The sequence below is a fragment of the Psychrobacter sp. PAMC 21119 genome, from assembly GCF_000247495.1.
Lineage (GTDB): Bacteria > Pseudomonadota > Gammaproteobacteria > Pseudomonadales > Moraxellaceae > Psychrobacter > Psychrobacter glaciei.
Genome location: NZ_AHVZ01000007.1, coordinates 1 through 13850, shown reverse-complemented (window position 1 = coordinate 13850; position 13850 = coordinate 1). Strand labels below are relative to the sequence as shown.

Here is a 13850-nt window from a genome sequence, read left to right as displayed (position 1 = left end):
CTCACTTTCATAATAAAAAGTTATCAGAGTTTATAGGATACTTCTATAGATCATCTCGCTGGCATGAGCGTTGAGCTCGTCATCAGCCAAATCTGGTGGCAGGATATTTGCCTCTACCTGTTGTTCACCTAACAGTAATCGTCCAGCATCGACCTCTTTTTTTAGCAAGCACTGCAAGCTTGAAAGATGGAACTTGGCATCATAATGCTCATAAAGCGCTTGCAAGGAAATAGGCGCTTTGGCATGAACATCGAGATAGAGACTGTCATCTGCCAAGATAATCATCTCGTTTAGCGCCTCTTCCCGCAGTACTTCCTGTTCATTAATTCGGCGTTGCAAGTTGTTGGCCAATCGACCTTTGAAAGCCAGCATAATGATGAAAATCAGCGTTTGTAGCACAAATAAAGCGACATACTGCCACAAAGGTAGCGATATGCTAAATAGCCTACTAAGTAACATAAGTACCGTAGCCACGACCACATAGCTGACCAACTGCCACAGTAGCCACATCATAAAGCTGTTGTCACCGAACCAAAACATCTGCCGCTCTTGCAGGCGAATCAAATGATGGCGCGCCTGCCACCAATGATTCTCACGCTGTTTCAATTGTTTGTATAACTCTGCGCGCGGCGTACTGTTACCCAAATTTTTATTCTGGATATTTTTGGCATTGAGATCATCAGTTTTTGAGACACTAGCCATGTCAAATTATCCTTACCATAATCTGTCGTTACCGCTGACAGTCACTTTTATATTATTATCAGTTATAAAGTACCAAACTTATGCCAATGCCTTAGATTTACTTATCACGTCACAATTTTGCTGTGAGCCTCTATTCGAGAGGAGATAAATTAGCCAAGATAAGCAAAAGACAAAAAATAAGAGAAGTGCTACACTGCTTGAATGTAAATTTTCTTTATAACTTTATTATTAATTGTCTATTATAGTTACCCTACTTATGAATCACAACTTAACCTCTCTGCATCCTTACCCTTTCGCTAAAATGGCAACGTTACTTGCTGATAGCACGCCAGCCCATAACCACAGTGCAATCAAGCTCGGCATTGGTGAACCAAAACATGAACCACCTGAATTTGTACTGGACGTATTACGTGAAAACTTGGACAAAATAAGCCGTTATCCCACCACTAATGGTACTTTTGAGCTACGTCAAACCATCGCCCATTGGCTAGAAAAGCGATTTTTCTTAAATCATGTCGATGCCAACACGGAAGTATTGCCAGTCATGGGCACGCGCGAGGCGATTTTTAGTTTTGTACAAGCGGTTGTTGATCATGATGTAGCGAATCCGGAGAGCAGTCTATCTCCTACCGTGGTCATGCCCAATCCGTTTTATCAAATATACGAAGGTGCGGCGATACTGGCACAAGCAACGCCCTACTTTGTGCCTTGTACACTAGACGATGATTTTAAAGGCGACTATCGCGCGGTACCAAAAGAAGTATGGATGCGCACGCAGTTACTATTCGTTTGTAGTCCGAATAATCCAACAGGTTCGGTCATGACAATGGATGATTGGGAATATCTCATTCGCCTATCAGATCAATACGACTTTATTATTGCTAGTGACGAATGCTATAGCGAGCTATATTTTGATACGGTGCCGATTGGTCTATTGCAAGCCTGCGCTGCTTTTGGACGCCATGACTTTAAAAACTGCGTGGTATTCCACTCGTTATCCAAGCGTTCAAACTTACCGGGTTTACGCTCTGGATTTGTGGCAGGCGATGCCAAAATCTTGCAGGCTTATTTGCAATATCGTACTTATCAAGGCTGCGCAATGCCAATACCCCATCAGCTTGCCTCTATCGCGGCTTGGCAGGATGAAAAGCATGTTGAGCACAATCGTGCGCTGTATCAAGAAAAGTTTGCCTTATGGATGTCTGAGCTTGGTGAGCTACTAGAGTTGCGGATGCCAGAAGCTGGATTTTACTTTTGGATCAAAGCGCCTAAACAATTCGATGGTGATGAATTATTTGTCAAAGCCTTATACGAGCAGGCCAATATCCATGCACTGGCTGGGCGTTACCTGTCACGTGAAGTCAATGGCAAAAATCCTGGGCAAGGTTATGTGCGCATTGCGCTTGTCGCTAGTGTCGATGAGAGCCGTGAAGCGATCAGCCGTATTCGTAAACTACTGGGTGCGTAGGCAGTATATTTAAAAGTATTAAGCGAGACATTAACCTCTAATAACCACAATTTAACTGTGGTTATTAGAGGTTTTTTACTTTAATAATGCTATAGTAAAGTGGCTTTTATCAAATATGCCATCAAGGATGATGCCATGCCCCATCTTGATTTTACCCAGCCGCCCTTTGATGTACTGAGTCTGGCTGAACGCCAAAGCATTAGAAAAAACACTCAAATTCGCTATCTTGCCAAAAATGAGCATCTAACTGCCGAAGAATTGCAGTATCTGTATGTCGTCATCAAAGGACAGATTGAGCAATTGCTTGACGGTGAGTTTGTGGCCTCTTATTTGGGTAGTGATCATTCCGACCAGCTCAATAATAACGACTGGTTCGATAGCCGTCGTCTGCCTGAACCATTGACTGAGAACAGCCCTAATACTGGAGCATCACAGACCTATCAGTTTCGAGCAGTCGAGGATACATTGTTGCTCCAAGTCGCTGGTAGCGCCGTCGATAAAATCAGCGCCCAAAACCACCTAGTCCGTCAAATGCTATCAGATAAGCTGCCTGAACGGCTAAAAGCGTTACAGCAACGCCGTCACAATAAAACCATAGACCCTGCCAGCTACAATGACCAACAAGAAGTGCAACAGATCATGTTGCAGCCTGTCATTGACGTCAATCTATTGCCAGTCCATATCGTCGATGCCAATAACAGCTTATACGAAGCCGCTTCTATCATGACGAAAGCGGGGCTAAAACATGTACTAGTACGTCCATTGAACCATCTAGAGCATAGGAAAGAAACGCGACATGGTACAGGTAATCTGTTAGGTATTTTAACCGACACCGATATTTGCCGCGCCGTGAGCAACCAGCAAAACCCTGCCACGACTACATGCCAGCGCTATGCTAACTTTAACCTGCGTACCATCAAAGCCAGTGATGAGATTGGTGATGCCCTATTGACCATGACCCGCTATCGCATCCATCGGCTACCAGTGATTGATCGAAATGGGGATGTCGTCGGTATACTCGGACAAAGCGATATGCTTGCGCATATTGGTCATCATTCACAGCTCATTAGTATCCAAATCGAGCAAGCAAAAGACTTAACGAGCTTAGATACCGCCGTCGAGCTTATCGGTCGTTACATTCGCGCACAACATCAAAACGGCGTCAAAATCGGTAATATCAGCCGTATGGTACAGACCTTGAATGCACAAGTATTTACCAAGCTTTGGCAACTCATCGTGCCTGCTGAAGTCATGAAAAATACCTGCTTAATCGTGATGGGGTCAGAAGGTCGCGGTGAGCAAATCATGCGTACCGACCAAGACAATGCGCTCATCTTACGTGACGGCTATACTCATCCTGATCTGGCGCAATTTGCGGATACTTTTAATCACCATTTAGCAGACCTCGGTTATCCGCTGTGCGATGGCAATATCATGATGACCAACCCGATGTGGCGACAGCCGCTAAAACAGTTTAATGCCCAGATTGGTTTATGGTTTAAAAACACTGATCCTATGCATGGTATTTATTTGTCCGCCATACTGGATGGCGAATACGTCTGCGGAGATGAGTCATTATTGACTCAGGTGCGTCAACATTTAAAGGTCGCCCACAGGCAGTCAGACCCTATGTTTGTACGTCAGTTCGCACGAGCCGCGCTACAATTCGGTGATGTCAATCAGTGGTGGCAAAAGTTCGTGCCTTTGCTCGGTGGCAAATCCGTGTCCGAAGACATTGATCTAAAAAAAGCCGGTATCTTTCCACTGGTTCATGGCATTCGTACCTTGGCATTAGAAAACGATATCTTAGAGCTGCCCAGTAGTAAAAACCGTCTGAAAGCTTTGGTACAAACGCGCGCCTTGACCCAAGAGCGAGCGGATACTTTACTAGAAGCCTTGGAATTTTTTATGGCACAGCGACTATCCGTTGCGCTTTCCACTGAAGATAAGCATGCACGGCAAGTAAAACCAATGACCTTGACCGCGCTTGAGCGTGACTTATTAAAAGAGTGTTTGGCTGTCGTCAAAAGCTTTAAAAACCAGCTATGTCAGCATTATCAATTAGAAATTGCATAAGCATGACAATCGTATAAGCATGACAATCGTATAAGCATGAAAATCGTATAAGTATAGAACTCGCATCAATGGATGAGCGACAAATATGAGTTGGCTAACACAGTTATCCTGCGCTTGGCAAAAAAAACAGCTACAGCGTCCAGAATTGGCATCGATGTTTACCAGACCTTTGGCTAAGCAGTGGGTAGCGATTGACTGCGAAATGACAGGACTCAATCCAAAAAAGCACCATTTATTGTCTGTCGCCGCGATTCATATCAATGGCAATACGATTGACACCGGTAATGGCATGCATATCATATGCAAGCCTCCAGTGATGCCAGACCGTGACACCATTGTGATTCACGGTCTACGTACTGCCGACGTTGAGCATGGCATGAGCTACGATGAGATGCTGGCGCGATTGCTGCCATTTATAGGCAATCGACCGATTGTGGGATTTTGTACGAGTTTAGACACAGCGTTTTTAAACCCTTTAGTCAAACGCTATATGGGCACGGCACTACCCAACGAAGTCATCGATTTGCGCCATTTGTACAGTCGGCGCATGGGTGATCGCACTCAGGGTGTCCCCAACCAATCACAACAGCTGCGCAATATCTTAGCGCACTATAATATCCCTGATCTGGGCGCTCACGATGCTTATAACGATGCGATCATGACCGCCATGGCATTTTTACATGTACGCTAGCGTGCGTTCGTATTTTGAAAATTCAGATAAAAACAGGTTTTCATCTACGCCTGCCATCTACGCGAAAACAGTAACTCATGTTAGTATAGGCGGCTTTTGCTACCGAATAAAAGATGCTCATGCGACCTACTTCTAGACTCTATCATTCCTCCGTGCTTACCGCCAAATTATCGCCTATTTTTAGTCATTTGCGATCGTTTAATCAGACTCATAAATGGTTGGTTGCGCTGACATTAGTGGCAGCACCGCTGTATGCGCAAGCAGCATTGCCCAAAGCTATTCAAGCGGCATTATCACGAGCTGACTTAACAGAAGCTGATATTAGTATCATCATCACACCAGTTGGTGATAAAAACGCCAGTCACCTGCCCGCTCCGATTCAGGTAATCGATAGCAGCTCGGACAGCTCCTCTAAAAGGGTTTCTCAACCAAAACAAACCGCTAACGTAAATGCTGATATAAAGGGTAACGCTCAGACAGCAACGCAAAATAATAATGACAAACTCAATGAGAAAAGCCACCTGCTCCAACAGAGTACATTGGTTACCATTGAGCGGCGAACCATTGAAAGACATGAGCAAAAATTGCATGCTTACACCGATGATCCTTACACTTATCAAAGCTTAGAAAGTATCCCAACGATATTGGGCGATAAGGCAAAAACAACCATCATTAACAACGATGGTAGTAATGCCAATATTACAGAAAATAGCGATAAAACCAGTAATGTTAATACTGATGCTGCATCCATAAAGATTTCATTTTCACCAATACTGAATCACCAATCCGATATCGCTCGCACGCCTGCCAGCACCATGAAGCTCGTTCCCAGCTTTATTGCTTTAGACACCCTAGGCGCTGATTTTGTCTGGCATACCCGTGTCTATCATACAGGCCTCGTCATCGGTGACCGCTTACATGGTGATCTGATTATTCAAGGCAGTGGTGACCCAAAAATGACCCACGAGCGTTTAAAACAGCTTCTCTATAAAGTAAAATCGTCGGGTATTCATCATATCGAGGGTGATATTATTGTCGACAGTGCCGTCTTCAAAAATGTCACTAAAGATCCTGCCGCCTTTGATAACTCACCTCTGCGTCCTTACAACGCCAGTCCCGATGGTTTTTTGGTAAATTTCAGTACCATTGGCATCAAAAGCTATCCGTTAAACGATGACCAAGCAAGCCTGACTTATACACCGCAATTAGCAAATTATGATTTGCCCAGCATAATAGATACGCGCTCAGCTGCTTGTGGACAAGCGCGTTATAGTCTCGCACCGCAGTGGCAAACGAAAAAGCTTGTGTTAAATACTGGTTTGCCCAATAGCTGCCAAGAGCACGCTTTTTATGTCGCTTATCCTGATGCCAAAGATTTTGCGGCACGTGTTGTCGCCGCAAAATGGCAAGAGCTAGGCAATACCTTAAGTGGCGATGTCATCACCCAAGAAACGCCTTACACTACAGCAAAAAGTACTAAACCCACGCATGGTTTGTCAGGACTGTCTATGTCCCCGCTGCCCATTGCCAGCTATCCGTCCTTGAATTTGACTAAGCAGATTTATGATATCAATCACTTCTCAAACAATGTCATGACTGAGCAAGTGGCGCTATCGATTGGCGCTTATAGCCAATCCACTATGGTGAAAAATAAAACCAAAGCAAATAGCATTGAAGCAAATAGCGCTGAAGCAATTGACGTTGAAGCCATTGATATTAAAAGCAACGCAGAAGACGATATAACTAGTACAAATAGCGATACACCAAGCAATGTCAATGCTGCAAATAATAAAGCCACAAATAATAAACCCATAAATAAGCAGACAACCAGCTTATATCAGTTTGGCAAACCTGCTGTTACGGACTATCCTGCGGCCTTACAAACGATAAATCAGTGGTGGCAGAGCCATCTGAACACCCCAGCACCGTATCTAACCAATGGCTCAGGACTCTGCCGTGATTGTACGATAACGGCTGCCAACTTAAGCGAGCTATTAACTTACGCTTATAGCCATCCAAGCTTCGATGCTTATGTCAATTCGTTAGGCATCGCTGGAGTCAGTGGTACCATTGCTGCTCATGGCGCACGCTTACCCGATTCAGCCGCCACAGGGCGCGCATGGATAAAAACGGGCACTCTAAATAATGTCACCTCAATGGCAGGCTATGTCAAAGGGTTGTCGGGACAAGATTATGTCGTTGTTGGACTCATTAATAGTGAGCAAGCATTAAACGCTTATACGGCTAGACCCGTGTTAGATGCGATGCTTGATTGGACAGCGCAGCATTAAGTGTTTTTAACATCCTATTTTTCACCTTTATAAAGGGTCGCTCATGTCACGCAAGACAACCAATCTCAATAAACCCAAGACTCATTCAGACCGCAGTGTGCTACCGAAAAACCATGAATCAGCTCAATTTCAACTGGCACAATATGTGGGATTTTTTGCGGTGGGCTATATTCTTGCCAGCGCAATATTTATGATGATTCAAACCAAACTTGCTCTGAATTCGCAACTGGTGACTGTGCTCTCTATCATTATTGGTGCTTATATTGCGGTCAGTAAATTTATTAAGCATCAACAGCGTGCCCTTAGTAAAAGTGAAATCAATCGCTTAATGTTTGGCGGCGTCGCAGTAGTTTGGTTACTCACTGCTATTTACTTCTTAGGCATATGGTTCTTTTTGTTTGATGCAGTAAATCGTGAAGTATTGATTGAGATGGCTATGCAACAACCTCTCCCGCTCATTTCTGCCTTAGTCATGATATTGGTACTGACTTTTATCAGTGCCCGCATCAGTATTTTGGCGCTGAATCATCTCCTTAACCCCAAACGTAAAACAGGGTGAACACGCGCTGCTGTCTACAACGTACTACAAAGTTTATTCACCATTAGGGCGTGAATTCCGTTACGCTGGTTTTAGCTGGTGTGATATTTAGCAGCTTGGGCGTGTCCTCATTTTGAAAATGGTGATAAAAATGAGATAAATTGTAGCCAAACAAGGAAAATAGCGCAGATAATATCGTCATATTGACCAGCTGTTTGACACAGTTTGGCAAGATTTAGCCATTTCTAACTCATTTAGTCGCTTTTGCTCAGATTGAGAACGCGCCCTGACCTTTAAACATTGAATTACTTTGTGCTATTGATAGGAGTCAATATTATGGACATGCTATTTTTTGACAGTATAGACAAGCTTGGACGCATCGTCTTAACGACCGTCATGGTTTACGTCTTAGTCGTGCTGACCACCAAAATCTCGGGTAAGCGCTCCACATCACAGCTCAATAACTTTGATTGGATCGTCACCGTAATGATCGGCTCATTGGGTGCTAGCACTATTTTGCTCAAAGACATCCCTTTTATCGAAGGCGTGGCGTCTATCTTGGTGCTATACCTACTACAATTTTTGGTCACCAAATACGCTTCCATCTCACCGCAATTTAGCAATTTTATTTTATCTGAGCCGCGTATTGTCTTTTATCAAGGGCAGTTTTTGCCAGATGCCATGAATGCTGAGCGCTTGACTCGTCAAGAAATCGAGTGTGCCATGCGCTCTGAAGGCATGAACAGTTTCGATGATATTGAAGCCATTGTCTTTGAATCTGATGCTAAGCTGACCATTATTCCAAAACCAAGCAATAATGCTGATAGCCAAAATACAGAAGACAAAGTCTCGCAAACCATTGCTTCACTTATGTAATGTCACTTATGTAATGTCACTTGTATAATGTCATTAGAGAGTAATAGCAATTGGTTAGGGTCTGTTGAACAAACAGACATAAAAAAGGATAGCCAATCTAATCGGCTATCCTTTCTGGTTAATTTATATCTCAATGATACGCTTGCTTCAATGGCAAGCTTGCTGAAATGACAGCATTGGTCAATAGTCTATCCAACAGGCATTACACACGTTATTTGATGCGTTGCCACGTTTGCGAACGACCAAAGAGTGGCGAACCGACATAACCTCGTAGATCTAGGCTTTGACCATTGTCACTTAACGTGAGTTTGCCAGAGTACGTCTTGCCGGACTCAGGGTCTACTAACTTACCATCGCTCCATTTATTATTACCGTCAGCCTTTAAGCCCGATAAAATCTGTAGACCTTCGATTGGCTTGTTTTTAAGGCTGCCAGGACATTTGGTACAAACAGCTTTAGCCTCTTCCTTATTGAGTACTTTGATGATTTTTCCTGAGACTTTACCGTTGCTTTCATTCAGCTGAATGATGGCCTTTTTTTCACCAGTTTTATCATCAATGGTTTGCCATTGTGTGCCGTTTAAAGAGGCAGCAAATACAGAGGTAGACAGCAGAGCACCAGCAGTAAGGGTAAGTGCACTAGATATAGTACGATTCATGAACGACTCCTTTCGTTAAAAAAACTTTCAATTGAACTTATGGTAGATCAAAAAATAACCTGAAAGTATTGCATAAAGACATTGTACAATTGCTCATCACTTCTCAAGATGATTGCGAACTAAAGAACAACTGTTTGTCGAATGCTAGTAAAGCATAAAAAAAAGCTTTGTAAAAGAGGTCTTTGTTACGGCAACTTAACCTTAAAAATTTTTTGTTACATTTTCTCACGTATTGACAGGGTAAGTATTATGAAAGTAAGAATTTTGACCGTTGGTAACAAGATGCCGAGCTGGGTACAGACTGGCTTTGATGAATATTTCAAACGTATCCAACCGATGCTCAGTACAGAAATTGTTGAACTTGCTGCCGCCAAACGTGCCAAAAACCCTTCGGATGCCAATCTTGCTCAGTATCGCGAGCAAGAAGGTCAGGCGATATTGGCCGCTCACAATGCAGCGGGACGTGAGCAATTATGGGTATTGGATGTCAAAGGAAAAATGCTCTCGACAGAAGGGTTGGCAGATAAATTGGCCGATGCCATGCAGCAAGGCGATGATATCGCCCTAGTGATTGGTGGCGCTGACGGCGTATCACCAGAAGTATTGGCAAAAGCCGATGTGAAATGGTCGTTATCCGCGCTGACGTTGCCGCACCCATTAGTACGTGTGGTCTTGATGGAGCAACTATATCGGGCGATGAGTGTCAATCACAACCACCCCTACCATCGTGGCAACTAAAAATCGTAGTTACTCGAAATTATAGTAACTGAAAATAGCATGAGCAGATGTGTTAACGAATGACTGTTTGCTTAAAACAGATATAGTCGATTCAATTTAAAAAGAATACAGCTTAAAAATAATACAGTGCTGCTGCGATGAGTTTTTCGAAACCTCTGGAGGGCAAAGCGCACAGCAAGCGAGGAAAACTCATGCCAGCAGAACGCTATTTTTAGCATACCATTTTTATTTTGAACTGGTTATACCTCATCAAAACGATTGAAAAACGAGCACATGCCCTAATAAACGGAACATGAAATATCCAAAACGAGCGACACCGAACGCCCCTTATGCGCATCAGCGACGTGAGCAACCTCACCAAGAGACGCATACGCCCATTACGACCACAGCAGCTTTGGCAAATGCCCAAGCTGGGCAGTCAACTGCGACCAACTTAGCCAAGCTACCAGCGGTATTTATCTCGCATGGTGCTCCAACGCTGGCGATTGAGCAATCGGCTACGACCAGTGCACTGGCTCGTATCGGGCAAAACCTACCCAAGCCACGTGCCGTCGTTATTATGTCGGCGCATTGGCAGTCGGCGAAGCTAGAAATCAGCAGCAACCCACAACCAAAGACATGGCATGACTTTTCAGGTTTTGCACCTGAACTGTATGAGCTACAATATCCTGCTGCCGGTCATCCGGCACTCGCTGAATCGCTAGCGCAGCAGTTAACGGCACGCGGTATTACCTGTAGCGTCAATCCGATGCGGGTCAGCGACCATGGTGTCTGGGCACCGCTCAGACATCTCTATCCGCAGGCCGATGTGCCTATCGTACAAATATCGTTGCCACGGCACTATGACAGTGCTGCCTGCTATCAGCTGGGCGCGCAACTGACGCAACTGCGCGAGGAACAAATACTCGTCGTTGGCTCAGGCAATATCACTCATAATCTACAAGCCCTACGCTGGGAAGCCGAGAGTATAGATGAGACCGCACAAGACTTTAAGCTCTGGTTGCTACAGCAGCTCAAAACAGACATCCCAGCGGCATTAGACTGGCAGCAGTATCCTAACTTTCGCGACATACACCCAAGCGACGAGCATTTACTACCGCTGTTTTTTGCCCTAGGAGCCGGTCAACGCGTCTCCGTCGTGCATCAGAGCATGGCACATCATAGCTTGGGAATGGATATCTTTCGCTTTGATTAAGCAACCATCAATCAAGCGATAGCAAAAATAAAACTACTTCTCAAAAGCTGCCTTGGTAAACAACCCAGCGCGCTCCATTTCGCCCGCAATACTAAATAGCGTCGCCTCGTCATTCATACGTCCAATCAGCTGCATGCCAATCGGCAAACCCTTTTTGCTCATGCCTAAGGGCAATGACATGGCAGGCAGCCCAGTGACATTGCCCAGCAAGGTAAAGGCCATTTTACCCAGCACCGGCTGACTAAGCTTTTCGATCATGCCTGAGCTAAAGGCATATTTCCCCATATCAATGCCTTTATTTAGTAGACCTGCGCTACGCATAAGCATTTCATCCATACGACTTGGTGGTAGCACGCCATGCTTAACCGCAGGCGTCGGTATGGTCGGGCACAGAATCATATCGTAGGTCTCTAATAATAGACCCGTTTGATATTGGCTATCATGCCAGCCATGCTTAGCGTGTGCCAAGTCAACGGCAGAAAGCGAGCGTCCTAGCATCGCCATATTATACGTCTGTGGCTCTAGGTTCTTTATATGTTCTGCACCAAATTTGCGTTCGATATTATCAATGGTAAAGGCTGTATGCGTACAAACCACCACTAAAAAATCATGCCAAAATTGTTCGATATTAATATTCGGCTCAGCAGGCACCACACGATGACCCATACTTTCTAATTGCTTTGCCGTCTGCTCTAGTACAGCCAGTACTTCTTTGTCCACTATTGTATTGGCGACTAATGGCTGCTGGTGCAAAGCTATCGTTAATTGCCGAGGGGCGCGCATCGCTGCTTGCAAAAATGTCCCATCGGGTGGCGCAATCACATAAGGCGCGCCAATCTCAGCGCCACTCGTGGCATCGAGCATCGCAGCACTATCACGCACACTACGGGTAATCACGTGATCAGCGACCGCGCCTTCCCAACCTTCACCAAATAACGGGCCCATTGGGTTACGTCCACGACTGGGTTTGAGTCCAAACGCCCCACACCATGCTGCCGGAAAACGTATCGAACCGCCACCATCGCCAGCACCTGCCATCGGTACGATACCGCTCGCCACCGCCGCCGCGCTACCACCCGATGAGCCACCAGAGCTATAGCCCTTTTTGAATGGATTATGGGTGGCACCGTGCGCTTTGGGTTCAGTGGTGATGATTAAACCAAACTCTGGCGTATTGGTCTTACCAAAGGTATTGACACCCGTTGCTTTCATACGTTTAACGATTTCGCTATCGTTTTCTGGCACGACATTCACGCTACGACTGCCCATGGTGATGGGTTCGTCAGCAAAGTAAAATGATAGGTCTTTGAGTAAGTACGGCACACCATTAAATGCGCCTGCTGGCAATCCTGCTTGCGCGGCATCATAAGCACGCTCATCAAAGCGATGAATGATGGCGTTTAACTTAGGATTCAGTGTGTTGGCCTGATGAGTCGCAGCGTCTAATAGCTCTTTGGCACTGACCTCACCTAAATTGACGAGCTTGGCTAAACCTAGGGCATCGTATTGGGTGTATTCTTTAAACATAGTAGCGTCCTTGCTGGATGGATTACTTGATTGTATCGCGTAAACAATACAGGTAGCCAGTGCAAACCTACTACTTCTTGGTAATTAAAGAAAATATTGTGATTTTCTCTGAATGCATACTGTAGCTATATAATTTAATAATTCGCTGACCTTTCCTAATCAATAAATACACTAATACCTATATTATGAAATGCTGTAATCAAAATAATAATAGTAAAAATAAAATTCAAAATGAGGACTAACCAATACCCTAGGGTAGCCTCTGCAAGGGAATCTACTTTCATTACTTTAGCCACACTTATGGCGATTACTATAAATACAGCTGTAGATAAGTAAGTGACTTCTAACCAACTCGCTCTGCCATCGATAATATCTATGATCACTCTTATGGTAAATATAGTTATTAGTAGAAATATCAACAATTTTTCAATAAATACTTGATTGTGAGTCGGTATTTTATGAGAGTCGCCATGGCCGCTGAAACTGTCTTCTACCAGCAATACTTTTCCAACGACACCATACCAAATTAAAATAATGCCAATAGCCAAAGAACCTATAGAGTACATCAGCTCAAAACCCTCTGGGTCAAACAGTGAGACAGCTCCTAGTAACATCATTGGCAAGCCAATCAAAACAGCCAACCCTCTAAAAATTATATTTCTCATGATTTCTCATTTAGGCATCAGATATAAAATTATTGTGATTTCAACTTAAAATAGATATGTAAATTAGCATAAAATATACAATAAGAAGTCACATCATTAAGCTTATAATCAATAATGTACATATTTAGATAACCAAAGGTGACTACCAAAAAACCAGTCATCAGCAGACCAAGAAATAACACGGCTTCGGTACTCTTTGTTTTTTCACTTATTTGTTTATCTTTACTTTTGAAGTAAAACCAGCAGCCATAGAAGAATACAACTGACAGTATTAAAAAAATAATCTTTATCTTTTCTAATGAAAGCGCAAAGTAGTCAATGATACTCCACAGTAGATTTAATATACTAGACCTCTTGCAAAAGTCAGATATTAAGCTCAAGATTTACCAGTCCTGCGAACAGCTTCATTCTTAAATCATAACGTT

Annotated in this window: 12 protein-coding genes; 8 read left to right on the top strand and 4 right to left on the bottom strand. The window is 44.0% G+C overall.

Going from position 1 to position 13850, the window contains the following annotated elements; translation table 11 throughout:
* Positions 1–30: 30 nt before the first annotated feature.
* Positions 31–702, bottom strand: a complete 672-nt coding sequence (locus RH96_RS01680; protein WP_010196520.1) for a hypothetical protein — start codon at positions 700–702, stop codon at positions 31–33.
* A gap of 256 nt (positions 703–958) precedes the next feature.
* Here RH96_RS01680 and dapC point away from each other — a divergent pair, with 256 nt between their 5' ends.
* The 6 genes from dapC (at position 959) to RH96_RS01650 (ending at position 8642) form a co-directional block, all read left to right on the top strand.
* Positions 959–2170 (top strand): succinyldiaminopimelate transaminase, encoded by a 1212-nt coding sequence (gene dapC, locus RH96_RS01675; RefSeq protein WP_010196517.1) that lies wholly within the window; start codon positions 959–961, stop codon positions 2168–2170.
* Positions 2171–2305: 135 nt separating this feature from the next.
* Complete coding sequence (locus tag RH96_RS01670) at positions 2306–4246, top strand: DUF294 nucleotidyltransferase-like domain-containing protein (protein WP_010196514.1); 1941 nt, start codon at positions 2306–2308, stop codon at positions 4244–4246.
* An 85-nt stretch (positions 4247–4331) separates the two neighbouring features.
* Complete coding sequence (locus tag RH96_RS01665) at positions 4332–4937, top strand: 3'-5' exonuclease (protein WP_010196511.1); 606 nt, start codon at positions 4332–4334, stop codon at positions 4935–4937.
* Positions 4938–5056: 119 nt separating this feature from the next.
* Entirely contained in the window at positions 5057–7228 is a 2172-nt protein-coding gene (locus tag RH96_RS01660; RefSeq protein ID WP_227500929.1) for a D-alanyl-D-alanine carboxypeptidase/D-alanyl-D-alanine-endopeptidase, read from the top strand.
* 43 nt (positions 7229–7271) lie between these two features.
* Positions 7272–7787, top strand: coding sequence for an ABZJ_00895 family protein (locus RH96_RS01655; protein WP_010196501.1), 516 nt, complete (start codon positions 7272–7274; stop codon positions 7785–7787).
* A 315-nt stretch (positions 7788–8102) separates the two neighbouring features.
* Complete coding sequence (locus tag RH96_RS01650) at positions 8103–8642, top strand: DUF421 domain-containing protein (protein WP_010196498.1); 540 nt, start codon at positions 8103–8105, stop codon at positions 8640–8642.
* A 211-nt stretch (positions 8643–8853) separates the two neighbouring features.
* Here the strand turns inward: RH96_RS01650 and RH96_RS01645 are convergent, their stop codons facing one another.
* Positions 8854–9300, bottom strand: a complete 447-nt coding sequence (locus RH96_RS01645) for a DUF2147 domain-containing protein (protein ID WP_010196496.1) — start codon at positions 9298–9300, stop codon at positions 8854–8856.
* A gap of 249 nt (positions 9301–9549) precedes the next feature.
* On the opposite strand from RH96_RS01645, the gene rlmH reads away from it, so the two are divergent.
* Both rlmH and RH96_RS01635 read left to right on the top strand, forming a co-directional pair.
* Positions 9550–10038 (top strand): 23S rRNA (pseudouridine(1915)-N(3))-methyltransferase RlmH, encoded by a 489-nt coding sequence (gene rlmH / locus RH96_RS01640; protein WP_010196493.1) that lies wholly within the window; start codon positions 9550–9552, stop codon positions 10036–10038.
* Positions 10039–10330: 292 nt separating this feature from the next.
* The gene (locus RH96_RS01635; protein ID WP_010196490.1) at positions 10331–11233 is read left to right on the top strand and encodes a DODA-type extradiol aromatic ring-opening family dioxygenase; all 903 of its coding nucleotides are present in this window, start codon (positions 10331–10333) and stop codon (positions 11231–11233) included.
* A 33-nt stretch (positions 11234–11266) separates the two neighbouring features.
* On the opposite strand, the gene RH96_RS01630 is transcribed toward RH96_RS01635, so the two are convergent.
* On the bottom strand, positions 11267–12760 hold the full coding sequence (locus RH96_RS01630; protein WP_010196488.1) for an amidase: 1494 nt from the start codon (positions 12758–12760) through the stop codon (positions 11267–11269).
* Positions 12761–12915: 155 nt separating this feature from the next.
* Positions 12916–13425: a hypothetical protein gene (locus RH96_RS01625; RefSeq protein ID WP_010196484.1), complete on the bottom strand. Its 510-nt coding sequence runs from the start codon at positions 13423–13425 to the stop codon at positions 12916–12918.
* Between the last annotated feature and the right edge of the window lie 425 nt (positions 13426–13850).